General features: G+C 71.5%; 25 protein-coding genes. 8 read left to right on the top strand and 17 right to left on the bottom strand.

Annotation, left to right across the window (positions count from 1 at the left end; translation table 11 throughout):
- The first annotated feature begins 22 nt into the window (after nt 1-22).
- Nucleotides 23-808: a hypothetical protein gene (locus WME83_RS05740; RefSeq protein ID WP_437318242.1), complete on the top strand. Its 786-nt coding sequence runs from the start codon at nt 23-25 to the stop codon at nt 806-808.
- A gap of 37 nt (nt 809-845) precedes the next feature.
- Here the strand turns inward: WME83_RS05740 and WME83_RS05745 are convergent, their stop codons facing one another.
- The 10 genes from WME83_RS05745 to WME83_RS05790 all read right to left on the bottom strand — a co-directional run bounded on the left by WME83_RS05745 (nt 846) and on the right by WME83_RS05790 (nt 11,494).
- On the bottom strand, nt 846-1,982 hold the full coding sequence (locus WME83_RS05745; RefSeq protein WP_437318243.1) for a CheR family methyltransferase: 1,137 nt from the start codon (nt 1,980-1,982) through the stop codon (nt 846-848).
- Complete coding sequence (locus WME83_RS05750) at nt 1,972-2,919, bottom strand: chemotaxis protein CheB (RefSeq protein WP_437318244.1); 948 nt, start codon at nt 2,917-2,919, stop codon at nt 1,972-1,974. The genes WME83_RS05745 and WME83_RS05750 overlap by 11 nt, the downstream gene beginning before the upstream one ends.
- Nucleotides 2,916-5,135 carry a response regulator gene (locus WME83_RS05755; protein ID WP_437318245.1) on the bottom strand — a complete coding sequence of 740 codons (2,220 nt, stop codon included), beginning with the start codon at nt 5,133-5,135 and terminating at the stop codon, nt 2,916-2,918. Before WME83_RS05755 ends, WME83_RS05750 begins: the two co-directional genes overlap by 4 nt.
- On the bottom strand, nt 5,119-6,693 hold the full coding sequence (locus WME83_RS05760) for a methyl-accepting chemotaxis protein (RefSeq protein WP_437318246.1): 1,575 nt from the start codon (nt 6,691-6,693) through the stop codon (nt 5,119-5,121). Before WME83_RS05760 ends, WME83_RS05755 begins: the two co-directional genes overlap by 17 nt.
- Before the next feature lie 144 nt (nt 6,694-6,837).
- Nucleotides 6,838-7,419, bottom strand: coding sequence for a YfiR family protein (locus WME83_RS05765; RefSeq protein ID WP_437318247.1), 582 nt, complete (start codon nt 7,417-7,419; stop codon nt 6,838-6,840).
- Between the two features lie 53 nt (nt 7,420-7,472).
- Complete coding sequence (locus WME83_RS05770) at nt 7,473-7,880, bottom strand: hypothetical protein (protein ID WP_437318248.1); 408 nt, start codon at nt 7,878-7,880, stop codon at nt 7,473-7,475.
- A 1-nt stretch (nt 7,881) separates the two neighbouring features.
- Nucleotides 7,882-8,373, bottom strand: coding sequence for a response regulator (locus WME83_RS05775; RefSeq protein WP_437318249.1), 492 nt, complete (start codon nt 8,371-8,373; stop codon nt 7,882-7,884).
- Nucleotides 8,370-8,879 (bottom strand): chemotaxis protein CheW, encoded by a 510-nt coding sequence (locus WME83_RS05780; protein WP_437318250.1) that lies wholly within the window; start codon nt 8,877-8,879, stop codon nt 8,370-8,372. Before WME83_RS05780 ends, WME83_RS05775 begins: the two co-directional genes overlap by 4 nt.
- 353 nt (nt 8,880-9,232) lie before the next feature.
- Nucleotides 9,233-10,525, bottom strand: a complete 1,293-nt coding sequence (locus WME83_RS05785; RefSeq protein ID WP_437318251.1) for a hypothetical protein — start codon at nt 10,523-10,525, stop codon at nt 9,233-9,235.
- A 438-nt stretch (nt 10,526-10,963) separates the two neighbouring features.
- Nucleotides 10,964-11,494: a YkgB family protein gene (locus WME83_RS05790; RefSeq protein WP_437318252.1), complete on the bottom strand. Its 531-nt coding sequence runs from the start codon at nt 11,492-11,494 to the stop codon at nt 10,964-10,966.
- A gap of 126 nt (nt 11,495-11,620) precedes the next feature.
- Here WME83_RS05790 and WME83_RS05795 point away from each other — a divergent pair, with 126 nt between their 5' ends.
- Nucleotides 11,621-12,262: a sigma-70 family RNA polymerase sigma factor gene (locus WME83_RS05795; protein ID WP_437318253.1), complete on the top strand. Its 642-nt coding sequence runs from the start codon at nt 11,621-11,623 to the stop codon at nt 12,260-12,262.
- Complete coding sequence (locus tag WME83_RS05800) at nt 12,259-12,492, top strand: hypothetical protein (protein ID WP_437318254.1); 234 nt, start codon at nt 12,259-12,261, stop codon at nt 12,490-12,492. The genes WME83_RS05795 and WME83_RS05800 overlap by 4 nt, the downstream gene beginning before the upstream one ends.
- 181 nt (nt 12,493-12,673) lie before the next feature.
- Here the strand turns inward: WME83_RS05800 and WME83_RS05805 are convergent, their stop codons facing one another.
- Together WME83_RS05805 and WME83_RS05810 are read right to left on the bottom strand one after the other, a co-directional pair.
- Nucleotides 12,674-12,943, bottom strand: coding sequence for a hypothetical protein (locus WME83_RS05805; RefSeq protein ID WP_437318255.1), 270 nt, complete (start codon nt 12,941-12,943; stop codon nt 12,674-12,676).
- 547 nt (nt 12,944-13,490) lie between these two features.
- Nucleotides 13,491-14,036, bottom strand: coding sequence for a hypothetical protein (locus WME83_RS05810; RefSeq protein ID WP_437318256.1), 546 nt, complete (start codon nt 14,034-14,036; stop codon nt 13,491-13,493).
- On the opposite strand from WME83_RS05810, the gene WME83_RS05815 reads away from it, so the two are divergent.
- On the top strand, nt 14,035-14,451 hold the full coding sequence (locus tag WME83_RS05815; RefSeq protein ID WP_437318257.1) for an RNA polymerase sigma factor: 417 nt from the start codon (nt 14,035-14,037) through the stop codon (nt 14,449-14,451). The genes WME83_RS05810 and WME83_RS05815 overlap by 2 nt on opposite strands.
- A 67-nt stretch (nt 14,452-14,518) precedes the next feature.
- On the opposite strand, the gene WME83_RS05820 is transcribed toward WME83_RS05815, so the two are convergent.
- A complete protein-coding gene (locus WME83_RS05820) occupies nt 14,519-15,115 on the bottom strand; it encodes a hypothetical protein (protein ID WP_437318258.1) in 597 nt (198 codons plus the stop codon).
- Between WME83_RS05820 and WME83_RS05825 the strand changes: the two genes are divergently transcribed.
- Nucleotides 15,099-15,386 (top strand): hypothetical protein, encoded by a 288-nt coding sequence (locus WME83_RS05825; RefSeq protein ID WP_437318259.1) that lies wholly within the window; start codon nt 15,099-15,101, stop codon nt 15,384-15,386. The genes WME83_RS05820 and WME83_RS05825 overlap by 17 nt on opposite strands.
- A 2-nt stretch (nt 15,387-15,388) precedes the next feature.
- Nucleotides 15,389-15,871 carry a hypothetical protein gene (locus WME83_RS05830; protein WP_437318260.1) on the top strand — a complete coding sequence of 161 codons (483 nt, stop codon included), beginning with the start codon at nt 15,389-15,391 and terminating at the stop codon, nt 15,869-15,871.
- Between the two features lie 204 nt (nt 15,872-16,075).
- Here the strand turns inward: WME83_RS05830 and WME83_RS05835 are convergent, their stop codons facing one another.
- The 3 genes from WME83_RS05835 to istA form a co-directional block, all read right to left on the bottom strand.
- On the bottom strand, nt 16,076-16,447 hold the full coding sequence (locus tag WME83_RS05835; RefSeq protein WP_437318261.1) for a hypothetical protein: 372 nt from the start codon (nt 16,445-16,447) through the stop codon (nt 16,076-16,078).
- A 1,305-nt stretch (nt 16,448-17,752) separates the two neighbouring features.
- Nucleotides 17,753-18,514, bottom strand: coding sequence for an ATP-binding protein (locus tag WME83_RS05840; RefSeq protein ID WP_437314540.1), 762 nt, complete (start codon nt 18,512-18,514; stop codon nt 17,753-17,755).
- Nucleotides 18,511-19,998: an IS21 family transposase gene (gene istA / locus WME83_RS05845; protein ID WP_437314541.1), complete on the bottom strand. Its 1,488-nt coding sequence runs from the start codon at nt 19,996-19,998 to the stop codon at nt 18,511-18,513. Before istA ends, WME83_RS05840 begins: the two co-directional genes overlap by 4 nt.
- Nucleotides 19,999-21,127: 1,129 nt before the next feature.
- On the opposite strand from istA, the gene WME83_RS05850 reads away from it, so the two are divergent.
- Together WME83_RS05850 and WME83_RS05855 are read left to right on the top strand one after the other, a co-directional pair.
- A complete protein-coding gene (locus WME83_RS05850; protein WP_437318262.1) occupies nt 21,128-21,688 on the top strand; it encodes a GrpB family protein in 561 nt (186 codons plus the stop codon).
- Between the two features lie 264 nt (nt 21,689-21,952).
- Nucleotides 21,953-22,390, top strand: coding sequence for a hypothetical protein (locus WME83_RS05855; RefSeq protein ID WP_437318263.1), 438 nt, complete (start codon nt 21,953-21,955; stop codon nt 22,388-22,390).
- A gap of 141 nt (nt 22,391-22,531) precedes the next feature.
- Here WME83_RS05855 and WME83_RS05860 read toward each other — a convergent pair whose 3' ends face one another.
- Entirely contained in the window at nt 22,532-24,916 is a 2,385-nt protein-coding gene (locus WME83_RS05860) for a hypothetical protein (protein ID WP_437318264.1), read from the bottom strand.
- Nucleotides 24,917-24,978 lie beyond the last annotated feature (62 nt).

Genomic DNA, 24,978 nt, shown 5'->3' on the forward strand with positions numbered 1-24,978 from the left:
GGGGCGGAGCATGGAGGCATTCATGAGCACAGCGGGTGAGGTCGGGGCCAGCAACAGCGCTGGATCGTCCGGCTTCTGGCGCTGGGTCCGGCTCGTGCCGGCGCTCCTCCTCGTCGCGAGCGCGACGTTCGTGGCGGCCTACTACGTTCCGCTCCGCCGCGCTCACTTGCTCCTGATCGAGGAGCAGCGAAGGTCGAACCAGCGAGGCAAAGACCTCGAACAGACGCTGAGCCAGGTGCGCGGAGAGCTCCAGCAAAAGACCGCGCAGGTCGAGAAGCTCGACGCGGAGCGACGGCAGACCGAGGACGCCAAGAAGTCGGGCCTCGCGCGGATCGAGCAGCTCAAGACCGAGCTCGCGGGGAAGCTCGACAAGCAGATCAAGAAGGGGACCGCGGCCGTCGCCGTCGCGGACGGTCAGGCGTTCGTCGCGCTCCCGGAGACGGCGGTGTTCCTTCCCCACAAGCTCGACGTGAGCCCGCAGGGCCGAGCCCTCTTGTGCCATGTCGCGGGCGCCGTCGCGGCCCTCGGCCAGGCGCCGATCCGCGTGGGCGCGGTCAGCGGCCCTCCGGACCAGGTGTCGCCCGCGCTGCAGAGCGGCTATCCGACGCCGTGGGCGCTCTCCGCGGCCCGGGCGGCGAGCGTCGCGCAGACCCTCCAGGACGCGTGCTCGCTGCCAGGAGCCCGGCTGTCCGCGGTCGGGCACGCCGAGCACGACCCCGCCGGCGCCGCGCTCGGGGAGAGCAAGCTGCCCGCGGGGCGGGTCGAGATCTCCATCGCGCTGCCGGGCGAGCCGGGCGACGCGAAGTGACCGGCGCGAATTGACCGGCGCGCGGCGTGCCCGCGGCTCAGCGCGGGTCGCGCAGCGCCTCCGCGCGCCGCGCCGCCGCGCGCCGCAGCGCGCCCGCGTCGACGTGGCGCGCGCCGGCGGCCGAGCAGCGGAGCACCCGCTGGAACGCCGCCCGCGCCTGCGCCCGCTCGCCCCGCGCCAGCAGCGCCTCCCCGAGCAGGAACCACCCCTCGAGGTGCTCCGGATCGGCGTTGAGCAGCGTCGCCAGCACCTGCTCCGCCTCGTCGGCGCGCCCGGCGCCCAGCAGCCTCGCCGCCGCCTCCGCGCCGGCCTCCCGCGCCGCCGCGCCCGCGCCCGCGCCCGCCGAGGCCGGCCCCTCCTCGGCCAGCGCGCCGGGCGCCCGCGGGCTCGCCGGTTCGACCTCGGCATCGCCCTCCGACCGCTGCAGCCAGCCCGGCGCCGGGCCCCGCCGGAGCTCCGGCGGCAGCGGCAAGATGCCCTCCGCGGGCGACAGGACGACGTGGCCGCCAGGGACGAGCTCCGCGGCGAGCCGCCCGAGCAGGCGCGGCACCTGCTCCCGCTCGAAATAGATGAGGACGTTGCGGCAGAAGATGACGTCGAACGGCCCCGCCCCGAGCGCCGGCTGCGCGTCCGTCAGCGACGCCACCTCGAAGCGCACGCGCCGCCGCAGCGCCTCCGGCACCCGCTCGGCCCACGGCGCCGGCAAGGGCGCGCCCACCGAGCGCCGCTGCGGCAACAGGCCGCTCCGCGCCACCGCGATCGCGACCGGGTTGACGTCGGTGCCCAGCACCGCCGCGTCCACCCCCGCCGCCTCGGCGCACGCGGCGGCGCTGTACGCCTCCTCGCCCGTCGAGCAGCCCGCGCACCAGAGGCGCAGCGGGCCCGGCCGCAGCGGCGCGAGGTCGGCCAGCACGCGCCCGAGGCGCTCGAACTGCTCCGGGTGCCGGTAAGCCGCCGTGTGCCCGATCGTCGCGGCGTCGAGCAGCATCGCCAGCGAGGCCGCCTCCCCGGCCTGGGCCACGCGCTCGACGTACTCCGCCTCGCCCAGCCCGGCCCGCTGCGCGCGCTCCCGCACGTGCAGGTAGAGCGGCTCGGGCCACCGCGACGGCGCGTGGCCGAGCCGCGGCGACAGGACCCGCGCGAGGGCGAGCTCCAGCGGGCGATCATCCTTCACCGAGCACCCACCTCCGCGCGAGCTCGACGAAATCCGCGACGCGGATCGGCCGCACCCGCGGCGACGAGAGCAGCGCCGCGCGCGGCATGGCCGGCGCGCTGCACTCCGAGGGCTCCTGCGCGAAGCCGAGGCCCCCGCCGTCCACGAGCGCCGGCAGCGCCCGGGCGCCGTCGCTCCCGAGGCCCGACAGCACCAGCGCGGCGACCCGCCGGGCGAGCGGCGCCGCCGACGCGAACAGGACCTCCGCCGACGGCCGGTGCCCGCCCACCGGCCCGTCGCCCGTCAGCTGGATCCGCCCGCGCCCGTCGATGGCCATGTGCGACCCCGACGGCGCGAGCAGGAACTCCGGCGAGAGCGCGTCGCCGGCGCGCGCCGGCCGCGCCCGCGCGCCCAGCGCGCGGAGCGCCCGCGCGAGGTCCCGCTCCCGCCGATCCGGCAGGTGCTGCACGATCAGCACCGGCACCTCGAGGGGCCCGAGCCCCCGCGCCAGCGCCTCCAGCGCGGGGATCGCCCCGGTCGAGCCCGCGACGAGGATCACGCGCCCGCCCCGCGCCGCGACCGGCCGCCGGGCCGCGCGGAGCACCGCGGCGCGCAGCCGCGCCCGGGCCGGGGCGCCGGCGAGATCGCGCTTCTCGAGGCCGTCGACGGCGCCCTGCGCCAGCGCCTCGCGGACCGCGGCCGAGCCGCGCGGGAGCGAGCTGACCACGATCACCCCGGCGCGGGCGGAGATGGCCCGGATCACGGACAGCCCGTCGAGCTCGGGCATGAGCAGGTCCACGAGCACCACGTCGGCGATCGCGACCGCGGGCAACGCCAGGAGCTCCGCCCCGGTCCGCGCCCGGCCCACCACGCGGATCCCCGCGTCCTCCTCCAGGATCGCCTCGAGCAGGCCCGCGGCGATGTCCGAGTCGTCGGCGATCACGACCCGCGTCGTCACGCGGCACCGAGGCTTTCCGCGACGATCCGGCGCAGCTCCTCCTCGACGAACCGCTGCTTCGACAGCACCGCGCGCACGCCGAGCTCGCGCAGCGCGGCGACGTTCTCTGCGTGGGTCGCGGCGGTCTGCGTCGTCAGCACCACGACCGGCACCCGGGCGAGCGCGGGCGTGCGCCGGAGCTCCGCCACCATCTCGAGGCCGCTCATGTACGGCATCTCGAGGTCGGTCAGCACCACGTCCGGCGGCGCCGCCCGCGCGCGCGCGAGCCCCTCGCGGCCGTCGCTCGCCTCCTCCACGCGCAGGCCGATCGCCCGCAGGATCCCGGAGAGCAGCTCCCGCGCGACCGGGGCGTCTTCTACGACCAGCGCGAGCGGCTCGCGCTTGGGCACGACCAGCGCGAGCGGCTCGCGCTTGGGGACGACCAGCGCGAGCGGCTCGCGCTTCGGCGCGCCGGCCGCCGCGCGCGCCGGCGCCTCCCGGGGCGCCTGCCGCGCCCACGCGAACACCCGCTCGACGTCGAGGAGCAGCATCGCCTCGCCGTCCGCCGTCGGCGCCACGCCGCGCACGAGCGGCGAGCTCCACGGCAGCTCCTCCGACCGGACGAGGGCGACGAGCCGCGGGTTCTCGTACCCGTCCACGCTCACCGCGAACAGGCCCGCGGCGTGGTGCAGCACGAGCGCCGCGTCCCCCGGCGCGGGCTGGCCCCCGTCGCCGAGCACCGCCCCGAGCGCGTAGAGCGGCACGAGCTCCACGCCCGAGCCGCCGGCCAGGCGCACGCGCGGCCCCTCCGAGGTGTGCAGCACCTCTTCCAGCAGCATCACCGAGTGCACGGCGTGCGTCGGCACCGCGCACCGGAACCGGCCGCAGGTGACGGGGACCACCTCCTCGCCGTGGGGGCTCTTCGGCACGACGAGCAGGATCGTCGTCCCGAGGCCGGGCCTGGAGTCGACCCGGACCTGCCCGCCCAGCGCGCCGATCTCCCGCGCCACGACGTCGAGCCCGACGCCCCGGCCCGAGATCGCGCCGACGCTGCGGGTCGTGGTGAGCCCGTGCGCGAACAGGTACGGGATGAGCTCGGCGTCGTCGAGGGACGCGACGTCCGGGACCGCGTCGGCGAGCACCTCGCGCAGGCGCGCGAAGTCGACCCCGCCGCCGTCGTCCTTCACCTCGACCCGCACGGCGGCGTCCGTCTGGACCACGGTCACCGCCACCGCCCCGCGCGCGGGCTTGCCGCGGCGGGCGCGGACGTCCGCCGGCTCGATGCCGTGGTCGACGGCGTTGCGCACGAGGTGCAGCAGCGCCGGCTCGAGGCGGCGCTCCACGGCGGCGTCGAGGAGCCCCGTCCCCAGGGCCCGCACCTCGACGTCCTTGCCCAGCATGCGCGCCGCGCTCCGGGCGGCGAGCGACACCTGGTTCAGGAGGCGCTCGGTGCGCACCACCGACGCCCTGCGGACCACCTCGTCGAGCTCGCCGAGCGCGCGCCCGGCCGCGAACTCGTTGCTCGACCAGTCGGCGCGCACGGCGCCGAGGAGGCGCTCGATCTCCGCGCCGTAGCCGAGCGTCTTCGTGATGCGCTCCGCGACCCGGTCCGCGGCGGCCCCCCGGGGGTCGATCTCGACGAGCAGCGCGCGGAGCATGCGCTGGGCCTCGCGGAGCCGCCGCTGGAGGACCTCCCGCTCGCCGTGGAGCCGCTGCATCTCGTGCAGGACCGCCCCGACCGCCGCGGCGTCGAGGGCCGCGGGCGGGGCGGCCTGGTCCGGCGCGTCCGCCGGGTCGAGCCGCGGCGGCAGGGCGCTCTCGATCGCGGGGGCGGGCGGCGGCGCGGGCTCTCCGGCGGGGGCGCCCGTGAGCTCCGCGTGCGCCGCGCGGAGGGTCTCCTGCACGGGGCCGAGGTCGAGCGCGGCCGCCTCGCCGGCGCTCGCCGACAGGAGCCCGAGCGCCTCCAGCGCGCCGAGGAGGCTGTCGCCGGTGAGCTGCGTGGGGCGCGCGCCGCCCCGCACCGCGTCGATGACGGTCTCGGCCAGCTCGGCGAGGTCGCCGCACGCGGCGAGCTCCAGCATGTGCGCCTCACCCTTCAGCGTGTGCAGGAGGCGGCGCAGGACCGGGAGGTTGCCGGCCTGGCCCTGCTCGAAGCCGAGCCAGAGGTCGGTCGCCTGGGCCACGCGGTCCGGCATGGCCCGGTGGAACGCGGCGACGAGGTCAGCCCGGCTCCTCATCCGCGTCCGCCTCGTCGCTGGCTGCCTTCTCGCGCTTCGCCCCGGCCGGCTTCACCCGGAAGGCCCGCGCCGTCGCCTTGAGCGCGTGCGACAGCTGGAGCAGCGACTCGGCCGAGCGCGTCGCGTCCGCGCTGCTCGTCAGCGTGTCGTTCACCGCCCCGACGATGTCGACGATCGCGGTCTTCACCTGCGCCGTCCCCTCGCGCTGGTGGTCCACGGCGTCCGAGATCTTGGCGGCGGCGGCGGCCGTGTCGCGGGCCAGCTTGATGCCGTCCTCGGTCGCGAGCACGGACGCGTGGGAGGCCGCGTGCATGTCCGCCACGAGCTTGCGGATGTCGCGCACCGAGTCCATGACGTGCTCGGACAGCCGGCGCATCTCGGCGGCCACGAGCGAGAACCCGCGCCCCACCTCGCCGGCCTTGGTGCCCTCGAGGGCGGCGTTCAGGGCGAGCAGGTCCGATTTGTCGGCGATGCTCTGGATCAGCGAGAGGATCTCGCCGATGCGGTCCGAGTGGGAGCTGACGAGGCGCGTCTGCTCGGCGGTGCGCTGGACGCTGACGAGGCTCCGCTGGGCCATCTCGTGCACGGTGGCCGCGTCCTTGGCGATGTGATCGGCGCTGGCGGTCAGGGCCTCCACCGTCCGGCGGATCTCCTCGAGCGCCGCGTTCTGCTGGTTGGCGGTGGTCTCCTGCTCGCGCACCGACGAGAACATCCCGGCCGCGGCCGACGCGACCTCCGACGAGGTGTTGCCGATGCGCGTGGCGAGCTCCTGGAGGCTCGCGACCATAGCCCGGAAGGCGGCGAAGAGCTCCCCGTCGCCGGTGATCTTGCAGGTGAAATCGCCGCCCGCGACCCGCTTCGCCGTCTCCTGGAGCTCGCGCAGCTGGGTGTTCATCCGCTCGAAGGCGCTGGCCATGTCCCCGAGCTCGTCGTCCGAGATCCGGAGCGACAGCCGCGCCGACACGTCGCCGCGGGCGATGCGGTCGGCCGCCTCCTTGATGTGGGCCATCGAGCGGGTCATGCGCGCCGAGATGACCCACGCGAGGCCGAGGCCGAGCAGCATGATCCCCGCCGACTGGAGGGCGATGGTCCTGCGCGCGTCGGCGCGGCGCTGGGCGATCCGGTCGCTGCGCAGCCCCACGGCGAGCGTCCCGAGCTGGCGGTCGCCGTTCCGCGAGCGGATCGGGGCCTCGCTGACGACGACGCCCCCGTCGCCGTCGCCCCGCACGTCCGCCGAGCTCCCGGGCGCCTGCACCGCGCCGATCGCGGCGATGCGCGCGCCCTTTTCGTCGTAGACGGACACCCAGCTGACCAGGGGATCGGTCATGGCGGCCCGCAGGGTGTCCGGGAAGGTCTCCGGCGGCTGCTCGAGGTCCATGGCGACGCCGATGGGCTCTTTCAGCATCGTGGCGAGGATCCCGGCGCGCTCGTGCAGCTCGGCCTCGCTCGCCCGCGCCGTTCGGTCGGGGATCAGCCACAGATCGAGCGCCGACAGCACGATGGCGACCGACGCCACGAGGGCGGCGATCTTCCAGCGGATGGAGCGAAAGTTGAGCATGGCGGCGGAGGAGGAGGATCGATGAGGGTCGCTGATCGATGGCGGACGCTGCGGGAGAGATCGTGAGTCGCGAGCCGTGAACCGTGAATCCTGAGAGGGGCGACGCGCCGTGTCGGCCGGCCGGCGGCCGGGGTCGCGAGGGCCCTAGTCGACGATGCGGGCGAGCCGGAGGAACTGCGGATCGAAGCGGAGGCCGATGGCGTTGGCGTGCTTCACGTTCAGGAGGAGCTCGGGCTTGGTGCCGGCGAGCGCCACGGCCACGGCGCAGCCGCGCTTCGTGTCGTCGCCGTCGCCGCACACGACGATGCGGACCACGGCGCCCTCGCGAGGCGGGATGTCGGGGATGGCCGCGGCGAGCCCGCGCGCCACGTAGACCACCTCGGCGCCGCCGGCGCGCAGCGCCTCCTGCAGCTGGGCCTTTCCGGTGTACGTCACGCGCAGGACGGTCGCCTGCCGGCTGGCCACGGTCGTCTTCGCGGCCAGCTTCGAGAGCACGGCGGCCATCGCGTTCGCGTCCTCCGCGCTCTCGCCCGACTCCCCCCCGACGACGGCGAGCACGGCCGCGCCCTTCCGGCTCGCGAACCCGCTCTCGTAGCCGATCGAACGCAGGAGGATGGCGCCCCTCAGCTCGTACGGGACGGAAGCGGCCGAGCGGCCCTCGGCGCTCGCGGTGGTGACGAGCAGGAGGGCCATCAGCATTCGAATCGAGGAGCTCGGAAACGCCATGGGTCTCTGGTCAGCCTTGAACGACCGCGAACGGATCTTCGATGGGCGCCGCATCAGGCGCCGATGTCGGGGAGGCGGCGGGCGTCGACCACCCAGTGCAGGGCGCCGTCGATCTCGGCGAGCCCGACGACGTGGGGCAGCGCCAGGATCTCGGCGAGGAGCTCCGGCAGCGGCCACACGCGCTCCCGGTCGACCTGCGCGAGCCGGGGGCGCGCGCAGGCGATCGCCCGGGGGGTGCCGCCGGTCGACAGGCGCACGGTCCGCGTGGCCGGCTCGGGGGCCGCGCCCGCCGCGCGGCCCGGGGCGGGGTCGCCCGAGAGGCTGGCGCCGGGCTCGGGCGCGGGGTCGCCCCAGAGGCTGGCGCCGGGCTCGGGCGCGGGGCCGCCCTCGGCGAGGAGCACCTGCTGCGCTGGCACCGCGCATCGCACCCCGGCGTGCAGCATGGCGACCACGGCCCCCACGTCACCGCTCCTTGCCGGCGAGGCGCCGGACGAGGGCTGGCAGGCGATCGAGGTTGCGCTTCGAGAGGACCGCGTCCGCCTGGACTTCCATCTGCAGCTGCTCGAGCTCACGCTCGGAGTGCCCGGACATCAGGATGACGCTGAGGTGCCCGAGCCGCTGGTTCTTCCGGAACAGGGTGAGCAGCCGGTCCCCGCGGATGGTCGGCATGAAGACGTCGACGACGACGATCCGCGCCTGATGCCGGACGATGGCCTGGGTCGCCCCGATGGGGGAGGGGAGCGCGACCACCTGAAAGCCGGCCGAGCGCAGCAAACGGGAGACCTCCTCCCGGGCGATCTCGCTGTCGTCGATGACGAGCACCGGCGGGCTCGGCGGCGCGCTCGACGGCGATCTCGGCGGCGGAAACGTGCTCGTGGGCGTCCCCGCGTCATCGACCGGATCGGCCGGGGGCCTCGGCCTCGTCGTGGGAGATCGGGAGCTCGGATCGCTCATCGACCCAACCAGGCGGACGGATCGTCGCGCGGCGCGACGGACGGCTGCGGCGCGCCCTCGGAAGCGTCGAGCAGGTGGAGCACGTCGAGGAAGGTTACTACTCCCTCGCTGGTGTCGACCACAGCTTTCGGCGCGAGCTCTCCGAACACTTTTACCGCGGCAACACACCGCGTCTTGCCGGCGGGCAAACCCAGGTAACCCCGCTGCGTGCGGCAGACGACGATGCGGAGCGGCGCGGCCTCCGGCTCGGCGAGCGGGGCCGACACGATCACGATGATCCTGCCGCGGTCCTGGAGGATGCCCATCACCCGCGGATCGGCGCGCGGCAGCGGCAGGGGCGTGCGCCATGCGATCACCTCTTCGACCTGCTGGGCCCTCAGGGCGAAGGTCACCGGGCCGAGCTCGAAGAGCAGGAGGTCGACAGCGGCCCTCTCGCGCGGCCCCTTGTCCGGGCTGTCGTCGCGCAGGTCGAGCAGCGCGTGAACCTGAGTGAGCGCGTCGGACAAGGTGTCCTCGATGTATCACAACGGCTGAGGCCGGGGAGCGGGTTTTGCGCTCGTTCTCGTGGATTCATGCGGTATCGGGGGTCTTCTGACTCACCAGGCCAGCCGCGCTGTCCCGCGGCGCCCTCTCGCTCCCCTGCGGGGCTCGGGGTGGCGCGCTGCGCCGCGCCCGGGCGGCGCGCTGGCTGAGCGCGCGCGCAGTGACGCCCGCGCGACCGTGATCCCAGTGCGGCTGGACGCCCGGCGGCGTCCGTGAGCGGCTTCGGCCGAGGCGCCGACATGGTTGTCCAGGCGGGTGCGCAGCGACCTGAAGCGACCGCGCGCATCGACGCTCGGCGTGGGTGGCGACGCGCGCGTCAGGGCATCGGGTACACGAGCGAGAGCCCGGCGACGCACATCTCGTCGAACGTGCTCCCCTCGCCGTAGGCCACGTCGATCGTCGAGGTCATGTGAGCCTCCTTGAGCGCCTTGACCACGTAGGGGTTCTCCGTCGAGTTGTTGTACGTGCACCGGATCTGGAGCACATCGCCCGGCTCGAGCGTCGGCAGCGACTCGATGGGCGCGTCGTACGCGTACGAGCGCTGCCAGGCGAACTCCCACTTCGGCGCGTGCGCCAGGCACTCCTCCTCGGGTTGATCGGGCGAGCCGTTCGCCCGCGTGACCGTCACCTTCTGGTCGAAGCCCAGGTAGTGCATGTGCAGGAGCTGGCCATAGACGCGCGTGCCCGGCGGGATCGGTATCGCTTGCGCCACCGGCGAGTCTGCGGCCGGGACCGTGAACTGCTGCGTCTCCACGTGAGCCTTGCTGTCCGCGGGGACGAGGAACTCGACGCCGTCCTTGTCGCCCGGCCCGGGCAGCAGCCCGAAGCCAAGCTCGTTGACCGGCTCTTGGAAGTTGCCGATCATGTGGTACAGGAAGCCGTACTTCGGCTTCTCGCTGGTGAGCCTGAGCTGGAGGCGCGTCAGGTCCGGGTCGGCCGTGGTGCCGGCGGGGTGGTAGTGGACCTGCATCAGGAGGAGCGACCCTTTCGGGATCAGCTGACCCACCCCGTCGGGCAGATCGATGGGGTCGGCGCCGGGAGCCCAGGCCACGAGCACCTGGAGATCCCCCAGGATCGAGCCCTCCTCGACCTCGCCTTCGCCGCACGGAAAGCTCCCGTCGGGGCCGGCCAGGTCCGCGATCGACCGCGTTGGATCGATGGCGATCACCCCGTGATGAACGACCTTGTTGTTGCCGGGCACCACCTGGAGTCCATTCAGGTACTGGTCCTCGGCGAGCTCGGGATCGATGACGAAGCAGCGGAACTCGTCCCGCTCGCCGGAGGTGACGTAGGGCTCCTTCGGATGAACCTCGAGGGTCGCGCCCGGCAGGTCGGGGCTCTTCGGCACGAACGCGGCGGGCGCGTCCTTCGGATCTCCCTCGGGGCAGCCGGCTTCGTTCCAGGCCTCCAGCGTGCTGATCTCCTCGTCGGAGAGGCGGATGTCGCCCTTCCACGCGTGGCGGGTCGAGCACTCGTCCGTGTCGCGCACGGCGAAGGGCGGCATCGTGCCCGCCCTGGTCGCCTGGACCATGAGCGCCGCGACGGCCTTGGCGTCGTCGTACGAGGTGATGCTGAAGGGGGCAATGTTGCCCGCGGAGTGGCAGCCCATGCAGCTCCTCTGCAGGATGGGCTCGACGTCTTTGTGAAACGTGGGGCTACTCCCGGTAGCCACGGGCTCCGTGCGCTCGTCGCCCCCCGAGCAGCCGGTGAACGAGGCGACGCCAGGGAGGGCGAGGGCGACGGCGAGAACGGACAGCGAGGCTCGGGCGGCGGAACGCGAACGCGAACGCGATGAAGCGGGCATGAGACCTCCGGGCAGCCGGGCCTTCATGAGCGAAGGAGCCGGACGGTTGGTGAGGAGCGACGGGCGACGGCTCCCCGTCCGTGCCCGGATCGCGCCGGAGTGTTCAACGCTTTTTCGCGAGGGTCGACGCGGATCACTGCTCTCCGGGCACCGTGGCCCGTCATGGATTCTTCCTCGGACGGCGCGGGTGCTGGGTCTCGACCCGATGGACGGACGCTCGTCGCGATGGTCGCGCCGTCGGTCCTACGCCTCGCGACGTGCAGCGCCGAGCGCCTCCCCGAGGGACCAGACCGAGATCGCCAGCAGGGCCACGTCCTTGATCAGGAACTGACCGAGCGCGCCGATCGCCGGGAACCCGCCGATGTCATCGGCCCACACCCCGGGGGTCGTGATCAGGAAGCTCAGCGTGCTCAGGAACGTCAGCACCCCGAGCAGGCTGCCGACCGCCGCGATCCGAGCGGACCACGGCCGGGAGAGGATGGCGATCCCGATCGCGATTTCGGTGATGCCGAGCAGGTTGGACATCCCCTGGATGCCCAGCACGGGATACGTCCACGCGAACAGCGGGCTGTTCTCGATGAAGGGTCGGATCGCCTGCGCCTCGAGCCCTGTGAACTTCATGCCGCCGATCCACAGCAGCGGGAGCGCCAGACCGGCGCGGAGCAGGCGGCCGCCGAGGGCCTCGATCCGGACGCCCCACTCGGCTAGGGTGGGCTCCGCGCGCTTCGTGACGTGGATGTCGGCGAGCTGGGCGGTACGGTCGGTGGTCGACATGGTGGTCTCTCCCTCGTGGATTCGGTCTCTCGGGCCCGCCTCGTCGGCGGCCCGCTCTCGGTCCATGGGACGCCGTGGGGGCTCCGGTCCTTACTTCCGCGGGGAGACTCTTTTCGAGGCGACCGGATGAGCGAGCGGACGAACGAGGAGTGGCTGCGGCTCCTGCGCGAGCCCGAGGCGCAGGCGAGCTCCGCTGTCGCCGAGCTGCGGCACGTCGTGCGGGGAGGCCTGCGGAGGGCGCTCGCCGGCCGTGCCGGCGTGGGGGACGCTGTGATCGACGACCTGACGCAGGACGCCACGCTGAAGGTGCTCGGCGCGCTCGATTCCTTCCGGGGCGCCAGCCGCTTCACCACCTGGGCGATCACCATCTCCATCCGCGTGGCGCTCACCGAGCTGCGGAGGGCGCGCTGGAAGGACGTGTCGCTGGATCAGCTGACCGAGAGCGCGGGCGGGCCGATCCCGATCGCGGCCCCGGACGCGAGCGCCCACGTGGCCAGGGAGCGAATGATCGCCGCGCTGTATCAGGTGCTCGAGACCGAGCTGACCGATCGGCAGCGCCGGGCGCTCATCGCCGAGCTCAGGGGCATGCCGCAGGCCGCGATCGCCGAGCAGCTCGGGACGACGCGGAATGCCCTGTACAAGCTGACCCACGACGCTCGCCTCAAGCTGCGAGAAGGCCTCGCAGCGGCCGGGTTCGGCGAGGACGACGTAAGGGAAGCGTTCGATACCCCGTCCCAGGGAGGGATGCCCTCGAGAGGAGCGCCATGAAGCGCCTGTCCCAGGAAGAGATCCGCGATCTGGCCAAGGCCGTCCTCGCGACGAAGCCCGACGAGCTGACGTGCGATGAATGGCTGGAGTACGCGGCGCAGTACGCCGAGCTCGTCGCGGAGGGCGCCCCGGTGCCGGAGGCGCTGCGCGAGGCCGCGCAGCACCTCGACCAGTGCCCCGAGTGCGCCGAGGAGCTGCGCGCCTGCCTCCTCGCGCTGGCGGCGCGTTGAGGGGCGAGCGCCACCGACGCGCTGGGAGGGCGCTCCTCGAATCAAGGAAACCTACCGAGAACCTGCCAAAAGCTGATCCTCGGAGTCGAGCGAGCCGTCCGTCTTCGAGCAGCACCCAGGGAGCCGAAGCGGAGTACGCCTCGGTCGCGGCCATGGGAGGCTTGGCGCATCCGTGAGTCGCTCATGGGCTCTCCTTCATTCGCGGCTCGAGGGGCGGATCGAGCGCATCGCCATGAACCCCACGCAACACGATCGCGGCGTGATGGGCTCCGTTCTCGACTGCATCGAGAGGATCGACCCCGTATGTAGTAGACGGGCGCCCATCGATGTCAACAGTGACAGCCCAAGGCCAATTTTTTTCCGGAGGGTTTCGCGTCGGCTCGTGGATGCGCACTAGGATTTCGCGCGGGTCGCCGTCTTCTGGGGTTAGCTTGAACGTCAGCTCGATCATCACTTACACCTCCTGTCGCAGTCTTTGAGGCACCGGCTATATTCGTCGCTGCACTCCTTTAGACAGTTCTTGTCGCCCCTCGGGCAGTTGTCACGGCAGAGCCCTAATATCTGATCGCATTTTTCCTTGCATGCCTCTTTGCAGTCGTCCGAGCTCGATCTCGTGCCCCATTCACAAGAGCCACAAGACTGCGCTCCGGAGCCGTTTCCAACCCCGCTGACCCTCTCGCACTCCTCCTCGGCTTCATCGAGCGATGCATGCTGGCCCTGGTACAGGGTCGTGCAGCTGGACGTGCTTCCTCTGCAGGCAGCCGAGCCCGCTTTCCATGTAACCGTACACGTTGCCGGTTGCGAGCTACATAGATCGTAGGAGTAGTCGTCATCGTCGGTGCTTTGCGGCTTCCTCGGTACATCGCCGAAGCCTCCGGCGCCTGTCGGGTTGATGATGCCGCCCCCGGCGCCGCTCGGGTCATCGCCGGGGAGCCAACACTCCCCCACGTCGTAGTTGCAAGCGATAAGACCGAGAAGCAGGACGACAAAGGCTCTGTTCATCTCGACTCTCCCCCGAATCTCCAGACAGGTCCAGCGGTGACCATCGCCACCCAGTCACCGTGAAGTACGCGACTATCTCCGCCGGCCCAATCCAGGTTGGCGCTCACGGACACGCCCAAGGGCTCGGAGAAGTACCAGTCGGTCTGGGTGTGACCGCCCGGAGCGATCCCCAACACTCGGTTGCAGCTCTCCAGGCCGCACACCGGCATCGAGTAGATCGACAGGGCTGGCCCAAGGCCGACTTTGCCTGTTTTCCAGACGTGCACCAGGGAGATGGCCGTTCGATCGTAGATCCCGATGCGGGCGCCAGGAACGACGCTGAACATGTTGTGAAGCTCGAGCTGAAGCTCGCTCTCTCGGCGCCAGAGCAACCCGCCGAAGGGGCTCACCGCGAGCCTCGGGCCGGTCCCCATCTGGAGCCCGCCCACGCTCACGCCACCGCTGAACTCGAACGCCCTCGCCGGCGCGGGAGGGACGACCAGCGCGCAGGCACAGCCGCACAACACGAGCGCGCCCGCCGTCCCCTTCGGCCCGTACCCCATGCTTCCACCCCCACGGGCACCGTCCTCCTACGGGAAGCCGGCGTCAACGGGTAACCCGGGTTGCAATTATGTCCACATCGTTGTCGTCTCTGCGGCGCGAGCCGTGCGCTGGCCCGGAGGGGCTCCGACCCGTGCTTACGAGCGTCGACCTGAGTTCGTTTGCCGTCGTGGCGTTCGCGGTCCCAGGGATTGCGAGCGATGCACCGTCGCCCTTCGGCCAGGTGGAGGCCCGGCTGGCGCTTCGTTGCCTGGAGCGGCTCAAGGCCCAGCTCCGTGCCGTGCTCGCGGGCACCGCTTTGGCTATACCGCTGAGGAGATCGCAGCAGAGCTCGGTGTCCATCCAGGCACCACGAACAAGCGGCTGCACCGCGGCAGAGGGGAGTTGCGGAAGGTGCTCGGCTTGACGAGGCGCTGAATGACAGTCCCGCGCCCGGAGCCCTCGCGGAGGGCGGACTGGCCGCTCTCTCGTCAAGACAGGCGAGCTACCGTCCGCCCGTCATGACCTGTGACCCGGCCCCCTCGACCTTCGCGAGCCGCTTCTCGCACCTCTCGATCGCCTCGACGATCTTCGCCTTGCGCTCGCGCTCCGTTCGCCAGCGCCGCGGCTCCGGCAGACCGAGCCACCGGGCGAGGCGCTCCAGCGCAGCGACATCGGCGCGGAAGAGACTCTCACGGCGCAGGCGGATCACGATGGCGGCAGGGTAGATCCTCGGTGCCGCCGCGTCCGCATTTCGCTCGGCGAGCATCCCACGTACACCGCCGCCTGCATGCCCTCGCCGCTCCGGGCCGAGCCGACCGCGCGGCACGCTTCGGGTGGGCAGGGGCGACGTAGGTCGCCACGTCGGGCGTGCGAGCCGGCCGACGTGGCCCTGCGCGCCTTCGCCGGTACCGCGCGGGCGCTGGATGGCCTCGCGGAGCAACCGGCGGGTCGAGGCCGTGCACCTCGCCTCGTGGGCAGCGAGGAGGTCAGCGTCGGCCTGCCCCCGACGACGACGTACGTCGACTGGCTCGACGCCGGCTTCCGCGTCTTCCGTATCGACGTGCCCAACGTGGAGTCGCTCAATGTCCTGCTCCTTCACGCTCGAGTTCCTGGCCAGCGGCACCAACGACCAGGCACGCGTCCGCCTCGTCGTCGCGGCGCCGAACGCGTCGACGGTGGTCCCCACGGGCGCGCTCGTCGCGTCCGAGCTGCGGAACTCGCGGGCCCCGGTGGCGATCTCCGGGTTCCTCGTGGTGGCCCAGGTCGGCACCTACCGGATCAAGCTCCAGGGCAAGACCCGGAACGGCGACCCCGGGCAGCTCGGCATCTACGACGCCTTCGTCCTCCGCGGACTGCACCTGAAGACGTAACCATGTCGAGGGTCCTGAACTGGATCGACACGCTGTTCTTCGGCGTCCGCCGCATCTTCGCCGCGGGCGTCGAACTGCCGGAGCGCCCCGCGCTGAACTTCGTCGGGGCGGTGGTCACCGTCCTACGCGCAGATCTTACTGTTGCAGCATTTGGCGCGAGAATTCTTCGCAGCACTGACGAATTCCACGTAGTAGACGCCCTTCATGCACATGCAGAAACAACAGCCGAGGCACGTACAACTAACCCCATCAAGCACCTCGGAACACGTCACAACTCGGCGGCTAGCTTTGCCTTCCGTTCACCAGGATCTTTAATATTTGTCGCATCCGAAGACGGTATACTGAGCGCCATGATTCGCCCGGATTCAGAAAACCACGTATACATCTGGCGCCCTATGTCACTTACGTGGTCGTTTCCCTTCCGAACTGCACACAACAAACGATCTGCGTCGCAGACTCCTGCGGGGGCAAGTTCGCCGCAATAGTTAGGGCCAGGCTCCACGGAACGGTGCTCGGCGTTCCTGGGACGCGCTTTAACGCCGTTCGTGGTGAGGGGCTCCCCGGCGTCGCTGACGACCACGGCTCGACCGCCCCAGCGGTCCAGATCGGCGAGGTCGGTGCTCACGCGGACGCGCTCCCTCGCTGCCGCGGGCCGCGGAGACCTGAACGGGGGCGAGTAGATCGGAATCCTACCCCTCCGCCTCATCATCCATGGCCGGCGTTGTCCCCTGGGCAGGAGCCGGCGGCGTGCTCGTCTCCAGCAGGAGTGCCCATTCGGGGAACGCGATTTCTCCGTGCTCGGGCAACGTCAGCCGCCCCCTCATGGTGTACCACTCGACATACTTGGAGAGCGCGAAGATGCCGAGGATGACCGCCCCTAGCCCATCGGTTCCCCACACTGGCGGCAGTTTCCACGGTTTCTCTGGATCCAAGATGTCGATCTGGACCTCCCAGCCGTCATCCGGCCGCTGTTGAGGTCGGCCGACGCGAAGGGAAATTTCGCGCTCTTGCTCCGCTCCGGCTGGCCGAAAGACAACTTTCCGTTCGCCGATGATGTCCATGCTGGCATCATAGCACCCGATCTTACCCCAGCCCGTCAACCGGGTCGTCAGGGACAACGTGCGTGGCATGCAGCATTTCCAGAAGCTTTCGCGAGATGGCAGCGAATCTTCCACTTCACTGGAACTTGCGAGCAGAACCTGTCGATAACGACATAGTAGGCCATACAGGCGTCCTCGCATCTGCCGCGCGGAGCCGCATCCGGTATGACATCCGTCGCCTGTGGCATGGCCAAGAACTCGGGGCTTTCCGACTCGGCCAAGTCCTGCTGGCTGTCCCGCACACCGCGGGCCATGGCCGTGAGCCAGGCCTCGGTGTCGTCGTCCGTCTCCCACGTCGCTCCCGGGCTCAGGACGCACGAGGCAGCACCGAGCGCACACGAGAGGGAGAGCAACGTTGCTGAGGCGAGATGATGTGTTCGCATGCGCGCCGCCCAAGCGAGCCGCGGGCCACCACGGAACGATCACCAGGGAACGAGCTCGGCGGAGTCGTACGGCCACCCGCCGGTCGTTACGCCCACAACGGATCAATCGACAGGAAGGCCTCGTTTGCGGGCAGCCCCCCGGGCGCGTTCGCCGCCGTGTGACCTCCGTGTCCCCCGACGTCAGGGCACGGGGCTCCACGAGAGGGCACTCGGGGATACGATAGGAATCGAGCTCTCGATGGCCTCTAACACCGCTCCGACGCGTCCGACGCAGCGATCGCCGTATCTCTCGCGCATTCGGTCCTCAGGTTCAGCTCCGGGTTCGATTCCCGGTGCCTCCACCACCGAGACACGGCTAGAGCCGTCTCTTCTCTCTCTCTCTGTGACCTGCGTGTGACCTGAAAAATTTCAGCAAGGGTGAATCGGGGGAACGGCTCGACGTGAGCGAGATCGCCGGACTCGGGCAAGTCAGGAGGAGCCCCACCAAGGGGAACCCTTCCCCCCCAGTCCCAGGCCTCGCTCCCCGCCGATCTGGCGGATGTGCGACGGAAGCTCGAGCACCTCGCGGCCGCCGGGCAGACCCCGGAGTTCATCGAGCTGGCTCGGCGCTCTCGTCGGAGCGGGCGCCGAAGCGCCCCGGCCGCCGGAACACGGCCTTGCGCTGCAACCTCCTGAGCCGCCGCACCCGCTGCGGGGCACCGTGGGCGCGCGCCGCTTCGTCCCGCCTGCCGTGTGTAGATGATCGCGGCAACCCGCGGCATTTTGGTGAAGTTCACCGGTGAAATCCGCGCCCGATGCCGTTGAAGAGCACGCCGGGTGCCGGTGAAGTTCACCGGTGAGGTCCGCGCCCGATGCCGGTGAAGTTCACCGGTGAAGAGGCCGCTCAGTGCTTCTTGCTGCGGCGCTGCTTGGTGCGTATGGCGTTCAGCTCCTTGGCTTCCTTGAGCCGGTAGCTCTCGGCCTCGATCTCGATCACCTCGGCGCGGTGCACGAGCCGGTCGACGAGCGTGACGACGCACGCGGCGTGCGGGAAGACCTGGCCCCAGTCAGCGAAGGCCTTGTTCGTGCTGAGCAGGAGCGGCTTCTGCGCGTCGTAGCGACGGGTGACGACCTCGAAGAGCAGGTCGGCGTAGCGGCTATCGTAGGAGAGGTAGCCGACTTCATCGATGCAGAGAAGCGCGGGGACCGTGTAGCGGCGGAGCCTTCGCGCGAGTGCTACCGAGGACTCTTGCGCCGCGAGGTCGGCGAGCATGTCGCTCGCGGTCGAGAAGCGGACCGTGTGGCCGCGGACGACGGCCTGGTGGGCGAGATTCTTGAGGATCATGGTCTTGCCGACGCCGTTGGGGCCGACGAGCACGGCGTTATGGCCGGTGGTGAGGAAGCCGAGGCTGAAGAGCTCGTCGACGGCCTCGCGGTCAATCTTCTTGGGCCACGACCAGTCGAAGTCGGTCATGGGCTTGAAGGCGGCGACGCGGGAGTTCTTCAGGCGGCGTTCGAGGCTGCGCTTGTGGCGCTCACGCTCCTCGATGGCGAGCACCTCGCGAAGCCAGGGCTTGTCGGCGAGCTGCTCCCAGCAGGCGAGCAGGCCAAAGAGGCCGAGGCTCTTGAGGCGGTCTTTGGTCTCAGTGGGCGTGAGATCGGTCATGGCGTGGGGTCCATCTTCAGGGCGTCGTAGGTAGCGAGCGAATGCGGCGTGACGACGAGAGCGGCGTGCTGGCTGCGGGTGACGGGGATCGAGACGGGAGGCGGCAGGCACCGCTCGGAGCGGCGGCGGTCGAGCACCTGGCGGATGGCACCGACGTGGATGGTGTCGCGCTCGAGCACCTCGACGAGGGCCTCTTCGAGCTCGGCGCCGCCGACGGCATCGAGCAGCTGCAGAAGCCGGACGATCGTGCTGCCGATGTTGTCGCCGCGCTCGGCGACGATGCGCAGGAAGGCCTGGCTGCTGCGGGCGGCGCGAGCGAGCCGATCGAGGCCGCGGTGCTCGCGGGCGCGGCGCTTCTCCTCGACGAGGCGCTGGAGGTGCTCGGGCTGCTCGATCTGCTGGCCGCGGTCCCACGAGCGGACATGGGTCGCGACGATCACGTTGCCGTCGGCGATGCGCACCTGGTCGAGGTCAGCGAGGACGACGAGCGTGCGGCGTGTCCGGTCATGGGGGACCGAGTAGTCGTTGAGATCGAAGCGCGCGTAGGGGGTCTTTCCGACCTCGACCTCGACGCGCTCGTGGGCGGGAAACGGCGTGTCGGGGTGCCGCAAGAGCACGCCGCGCTCGTCGTCGAAGGCCTGACGCACGGTACGCGCGCGATCCTCGACCCAGGAGCGGTCGAGCGCCGCGGCGCTGGTCCACTCGGTCGCTTGTCGGTTGAGATCGCCCAGGTCGGCGTACGTCCGGGCCTCGAAGAAGGCTTCGCGGATATAGCGGATGGCGCGCTCGACGCGGCCCTTCTCGTTGCCGCGGGCGACGGCGACGGGGCGCGGCTCGAAGCGGTAGTGCGCCGAGAGGTCCAGCAGCGTGGGGTGGAACCGGATCGCGTCGCCGTGGCGCTCGACGACCGCGCTCTTGAGGTTGTCGTAGAGCAGCACGCGCGGGACGCCGCCGAAGTCGGCAAACGCCTCGACGTGCCCACGCACGAAGAAGGGCATCGCCGCGCCCGGGAAGAAGCGCAGGAAGATGCGCCGCGAGTAACTGAGCACCATGACAAAGGCCCAGAGCGGGCGCCGAGCCCGGCCGACAGCCAGCTTGCCGAAGTGCGCCCAGTCGACCTGCGCTTGCTCGCCGGGCAGCGTGCGCAGCCGCTGGAATGCTTCCGCCGGCTTCTTGGGGCGGAGACGGCCGATCACCCGGCGCAGATGATCGGGACCGCCCGGGTAGCCGCGCTCCTTCAGCATAACGAAGAGGCGACTGGAGCGTAGCGAGGGATACTTGCCGAGCTGCTCGACGATGAAGGGCACGAAGGGGTCGACCATGGACGGGCGCGGCGCGACGACCTTCGGATCGACGCCCGCTTGTCCGAGCACGCGCTGCACGGTGGTGTGGTGCAGCCCGAGCTGGCCGGCGATGGTGCCGACGGGCCACTTCTCGCCATGGTAGAGGCGCAGGATCTCCGCCTCCTTCTCCTTGGCGATCACCGCCGCCTCCGGTCACCGCGGAGGCCCTCGTGGGACGCGGGGAGCGCGTCGGTGAAGCGCTGGCCGCGCGCGTCGCTCGCGCAGGGCCCAGGGCGGAAGCCGCGCCCCGCAGAGCGAGCAGCGGCCGACATCTCGGATTCGATTGTCATCGTTGTCCTTTCGGCCGGAGGTGATCTCCGGCGCGAGCTGGGACGTCGACGCGGCCGCGGCTTGCGTCACCCCGTGATGCGTCACTTTCTGCGCGGAGAACTTGTTGCGCTGCCGGTCGCGGTAGCGGGCCTGGCGAGCGGCCTGGAGGCGCCGAGCCCGAGGCCGGGTCCGGTAGGCGGCGCCGGCGCGGCGGAGCGACTCACGACGCCGCAGCGGGCGGCAGTCGAGGCACAGGCGCTGGCCGCGATCGCAGCGACGGCAGAGGCGAAGCTGGACACGGCAGCCGGTGCACTGGGCGAGGCGGTAGGCGGACGAGAGCAAGGGGCTCCATGCCGCCGTTTTCTGGACCTGGAGCCCGGCTTGTGATGAAGGAGGGGGACTCCGGTAGGCGGAGCTCCAGAAGGCCCGAGGGTGGCAGCCCTTGGGCCTTCGACTTTTCGGCGGGCGCTACGTCTACGACGCGCAGGCGAGCGCGGCCCAGATCGGCGCGTGGGCCGGCGGTGAACGGTGAACGCGGGCGATCACGTGGCCGCGGTCTTCACCGATCGGCCGCGGGACGCGATGATCACCGACATGCCGTGCGAGACGCGCCATCCCTGAGGCCGAGCGGAGGTGGCCGTAGTGCGGCGCGGACAAGACGTGCAGCCATGGCGATGCGTGGGCGGTCACGGCACGCAGGGGCCCCTCCCCCTGTCCTGAGCTATGAGGATCCCCGCCGGCGGCACCTGCCCTTGACGCGCGACGGTATCTCGGATGATCTCGGCGTTGGGCACAACCATGAGGAAAGCTGCAACTGCTGCGAGAACCGGCGCGATATTCCGGACACCGTACGCAGCGACGCCCAGCCTCGCCTTCCAAGTTCGATGAGAGCCGGCTCCCTCTGCCGGAGTCTCGCCGCCCGTACCCGTCGCGTCTCATATGCGGTGCCGCAGCATCGGCCGGATGCGCAGATCCGGGGATAGAAACAAATATGCACCGCATGAGCAGAAATAGCGATGAGATCGATGAGCCGATCAGGGTGGTCGAATACGACCCCCGCTGGCCGATATGGTACACCGCAGATGCGGATGAATTGTCGAACGCTCTCGGCGCGCGGATCCGAGAGGTGCAGCACTTTGGCAGCACCTCGGTGCCCGGAATGGCGGCCAAGCCGATCATCGACATTCTCGTCGCGCCTCTCGAGTGGCCGCTGGCCGCGCATGACAGGAGAGCACTCGAGGCGCTCGGGTACCAGTACCTCGGCGAAGCTGGCGTAGCCGGACGCGAGTATTTCAGACGAAGAGGCGCGCACGACACCAACCTTGCGGTCGTCGAGTGGGGGGCCAGCCTCTGGCACGAAAACGTCCTCCTTCGGGACTTCCTGCGGGCGCATGAGGACGCGGCTGCCGAGTATGCGCGCTCGAAAAAGGAAGCGTGGCAGAGTGGGGCGAGGACCCTTCTGACGTACTCGGAGCGCAAAGGTCACACCGTCACCGCTCTGTCGATCGCTGCGAAGAGATGGCGGACCGAACAATCCAGCGGGAGAGGCGACCCGGTGTGAGCGAGAGCTCCGGAAACCAGCGTAGCGGCGCAGTCGTCGTCGCGCTGCATGGATCTGCTATTATCCGGCACGTCGGCGCTGCCGAAGCGACCGGAGCCGCGGGTTGTAGGGACGGAGAAGCCGCGGGATGGTCCTCGTTTGCTTGTTGGTCTGGCACCGAAACTCAATCAAGCCGAATCGAGTTCATGCTGGTCCGGTGGGGCGCGAATGGTGGCTTCGATATCTATTGATGTGGTGAGAGCGCAATGGGACTCGGGAGACGCCATGCGAGTCGGCTGGACGATCTACGAGTCCCTGTCCGACCAAGGTCGCGTCCGGCTGGCAGCCGAGCTTCTGGCGACGAGCTGCCAGTTGTTGCCGGCGGTCCCGCCCGCCATCGGTCGCGTCCTTTCAATCGCCCAAGACGGCTCCCGATGGCGCGAAGCGCACGAGGCCTTCCGCGGCGTTCGGGCGCTGACCCTCAAGCATGCTCCCCGCGACCGGTCCGACAGGATCTATGAAGCCGTCCTCCACGTCGCGGAGAACGCTGCGAAGGTCATCTACAATGCATCGCATGAGCCGGCGCCATTCGACGATGATGCCGGCTACTGGCTGGTGGGGTGCGCACACACGCTCGCCACGGTCTCTGGTGAACCCGAGCTCAAGGGCAAGCTCTGGGTGGTCCTCGTGGCCGCCCTCCAGTCGACCGGGCAGCCTCCGTGACGTACCCGCGCGGCAGAACGAAATGCTGTCAGAGGACACCTGCGTGGCCCCACGGCCAAGTGACCCGAGGCAGCTCATCGTGAAGCGCGGCCGGCGTGGGCCTGACAAGGGCACGACCTACCGTTCAGCGTGACATGCGCGTTAGCGCCCCACGATCCAGTAATGGAAGGCGTGGAATCCGGCCCCGCGCCGCGCGGTGATCGCGATCGGCGTCGCCCCGGCGAGGCGCGCGGCGGGGAGGGCCACCGCCCGCTCCACCCACGTCCCGGCCGGCACCTCGACGGTCCCGGCCTCCTCGCCGGCCACGGAGATCGCGAGCTCGGCGCCGTCGTCCGAGGCCACCCGCATCACGAGGCGCGCCTCGGCCGGCGGCGCAGCGAGGTGGACGACGAACCGATCGGCCGCCCGATAATACCGCCCGCCGTCGGCGATCTCCGCGCGCGCCCGGTCGACCTCCCCGGGCGCATCGCTCTCCGGCGCCGCGAGCGCGACCGCCACATTGCGCTGGTCGGCGAGCGGCTCCAGCGCATACCCATGCGCCTCCTCCGACTCGAGATCCGACACGTCGACCTCATCGAGGATCCGCTCGCCAGGCGCCGACCGCACCGGCTTCGCCCCGGAGCCGAGCAGGTCCCACCGCGCCTCGTACGCGATCATCGTGGTGCCGCCGAGGATCGCCTGATCCTCCACCGTGGCGTCGACGAGCTCGCGGCCGAGCACCGGCGCGCAGGCCATCCAGTGCGGGTAGACGATGAAGTGCGTCGGCCGGCGCTCCGGCGGCAGCTTCTCGTAGTGCTCGAACCTGGAGCCCGCGCCGGCCACCCAGTAGCGCGCCTCGCCCTCGGTCGTCAGGCCGACGACATCGAAGGTCCTGCGGCCGCTGAAGTAGGCGAGCGCGCCGGTGTCGTTGACGCCGATCCGGGCGCCCTCGGGCAGGTGCTGCGCGGCCCAGCGGCCGAGCCAGACCTGCTGCCGGTCGATGGCGCGCGCGGAGTTGGCGAGGTCGTGGATGGCCCACGGGAGCCGCGCGGCCAGGGCGCCGGCGAACGCGCCGGCGATGAGCGGCGTCACGTAGTGGAGCGAGCGCCGGACCCGCTGGGCGGCGTCGCCGAGCTCGCGCGCGAGGCACGCGGCCATGACGAGCCACGCCGGGGCGAACGGCCAGACGTAGCGCACGCGGTTCCAGAGGAAGCTCAGGTACGTGCACGGCAGCAGCGCGCCGAGCGCGAGGGCGGCCACGATCGCGGCGTGCGCGGGCCGGCCGCGCCGGTGCGCGGCGACGGCGAGCGCGACGGCGCCGAGGGCGATGACGACGGCGGAGCCCTCGGGGAGGAAGACGGCGGTCCACTGGCCGCCGTCGAGGACGTCCGTCACGAGCAGCCGGAGGTTCTGGAGAAGGGCGTCCCGGAGCGCCGGTCCGTCGTAGTTGGGGTTGCCGAGCAGCCACTTGACCGTGGTCGTCGACGAGGTCGGGTGGCCCGCGAGCAGCTGGTTCAAGGCCGGGACGACCAGCGGGCCGAGGAGCGGCGCGAGGACGAGGAGGCGCCGGTCGAAGAGGCGGGGGATGGCGCTGCCGCGGCGGGGCGGCGCGGAGGGCGTCGGGGGCGGCGACGCCGGGAGGGGCGATGGCGGCGCCGGGCGGGCCGCCCAGACGGCGAGCGCGAGCGCGGCGAGGAGGGAGGCGAGCGCGCCTTCGGGGCGGAGCAGGGGCGCCGCGAAGCCGGCGAGCGCGAGGGCGCGGGCGACCGCGGCGGGGGGCCGCTCGGCGGAGGGCAGCAGGGCAGAGGCGGCCGGCGGTGCAGCCGAGCCGGCCGGCGTCGCATCGGACCCGCCCAGCATCGCAGCGGACCCGCCCAGCATCGCAGCGGACCCGACCAGCGTCGCCTCGGACCCGGCCAGCGTCGCCTCGGACCCGACCAGCATCGCATCGGACCCGGCCGGCATCGCAAGCTCCCCGACGCCCTCGGCCGCCTCCGCCTGCGCCTCCCCCCTCGCCGGCTCGAGCAGCCCGGCGGCCAGCCGGGCAGTCCGGGTGAGGACCCACGCGAAGGCGACCGTCTCCATCCCGCTCCACGCGAACCACGCGAACGCCGCGAACCCGGCGCACATCGCGCCCGCGCCGGCGGCCGCGGCGGGGCCGGCGAGGGGGCGCGCGAGGCGCGCGGTCTCGACGGCGAGGGCGGCGTGGAACACGAGCCCGAGCGCCCAGATCGCGTAGACCAGCGAGAGATCGCGCAGGCCGAGCGCGTAGAAGGGGGCGAGCAGCACCGGCCAGAGCAGGCTCGTGGCGCCCGTCGAGTACCCCTCGCCGGCGACGAAGCTGAAGAAGCCGCCCTCCGCGAGCCGCCGGGCGTACTGCATGTGGATGAACGCGTCGTCGAGCGGCAGCGCCGGGCGCCCCGCCTGATCGAGGACCGCCCGGATGCACAGCGCCCCGAGCGCGCCGCTCGCCGCGAGCGCGGGCGCGTAGGGGAGGGCGCGCGCGGCGAGGGCGCGCAGCAGGGAGGGCGCTTGGGGGGCCGCCATGGGGCCCGACGAATACCACCGCGCCCCCGCCCCGGGGCCGCGATTTCCCGCGCGCGCGTGGC

This window comes from Sorangium sp. So ce385 (genome assembly GCF_051474135.1).
Taxonomy (GTDB): Bacteria; Myxococcota_A; Polyangia; order Polyangiales; family Polyangiaceae; genus Sorangium; species Sorangium cellulosum_D.

What these genes read in the sequence shown, in the direction of transcription:
- WME83_RS05760 (WP_437318246.1), bottom strand. Translation starts at nt 6,693, where the DNA reads ATGCTCAACTTTCGCTCCATCCGCTGGAAGATCGCCGCCCTCGTGGCG.
- WME83_RS05795 (WP_437318253.1), top strand. Translation starts at nt 11,621, where the DNA reads ATGAGCGAGCGGACGAACGAGGAGTGGCTGCGGCTCCTGCGCGAGCCC.
- WME83_RS05765 (WP_437318247.1), bottom strand. Translation starts at nt 7,419, where the DNA reads ATGGCGTTTCCGAGCTCCTCGATTCGAATGCTGATGGCCCTCCTGCTC.
- WME83_RS05740 (WP_437318242.1), top strand. Translation starts at nt 23, where the DNA reads ATGAGCACAGCGGGTGAGGTCGGGGCCAGCAACAGCGCTGGATCGTCC.
- WME83_RS05840 (WP_437314540.1), bottom strand. Translation starts at nt 18,514, where the DNA reads ATGACCGATCTCACGCCCACTGAGACCAAAGACCGCCTCAAGAGCCTC.
- WME83_RS05825 (WP_437318259.1), top strand. Translation starts at nt 15,099, where the DNA reads ATGTCCTGCTCCTTCACGCTCGAGTTCCTGGCCAGCGGCACCAACGAC.
- WME83_RS05860 (WP_437318264.1), bottom strand. Translation starts at nt 24,916, where the DNA reads ATGGCGGCCCCCCAAGCGCCCTCCCTGCTGCGCGCCCTCGCCGCGCGC.
- WME83_RS05775 (WP_437318249.1), bottom strand. Translation starts at nt 8,373, where the DNA reads ATGAGCGATCCGAGCTCCCGATCTCCCACGACGAGGCCGAGGCCCCCG.
- WME83_RS05785 (WP_437318251.1), bottom strand. Translation starts at nt 10,525, where the DNA reads ATGGGCTGCCACTCCGCGGGCAACATTGCCCCCTTCAGCATCACCTCG.
- WME83_RS05810 (WP_437318256.1), bottom strand. Translation starts at nt 14,036, where the DNA reads ATGGGGTACGGGCCGAAGGGGACGGCGGGCGCGCTCGTGTTGTGCGGC.
- WME83_RS05790 (WP_437318252.1), bottom strand. Translation starts at nt 11,494, where the DNA reads ATGTCGACCACCGACCGTACCGCCCAGCTCGCCGACATCCACGTCACG.
- WME83_RS05800 (WP_437318254.1), top strand. Translation starts at nt 12,259, where the DNA reads ATGAAGCGCCTGTCCCAGGAAGAGATCCGCGATCTGGCCAAGGCCGTC.
- WME83_RS05850 (WP_437318262.1), top strand. Translation starts at nt 21,128, where the DNA reads ATGAGCAGAAATAGCGATGAGATCGATGAGCCGATCAGGGTGGTCGAA.
- WME83_RS05805 (WP_437318255.1), bottom strand. Translation starts at nt 12,943, where the DNA reads ATGATCGAGCTGACGTTCAAGCTAACCCCAGAAGACGGCGACCCGCGC.
- WME83_RS05815 (WP_437318257.1), top strand. Translation starts at nt 14,035, where the DNA reads ATGCTTCCACCCCCACGGGCACCGTCCTCCTACGGGAAGCCGGCGTCA.
- WME83_RS05755 (WP_437318245.1), bottom strand. Translation starts at nt 5,135, where the DNA reads ATGAGGAGCCGGGCTGACCTCGTCGCCGCGTTCCACCGGGCCATGCCG.
- WME83_RS05855 (WP_437318263.1), top strand. Translation starts at nt 21,953, where the DNA reads ATGCGAGTCGGCTGGACGATCTACGAGTCCCTGTCCGACCAAGGTCGC.
- WME83_RS05830 (WP_437318260.1), top strand. Translation starts at nt 15,389, where the DNA reads ATGTCGAGGGTCCTGAACTGGATCGACACGCTGTTCTTCGGCGTCCGC.
- WME83_RS05835 (WP_437318261.1), bottom strand. Translation starts at nt 16,447, where the DNA reads ATGGACATCATCGGCGAACGGAAAGTTGTCTTTCGGCCAGCCGGAGCG.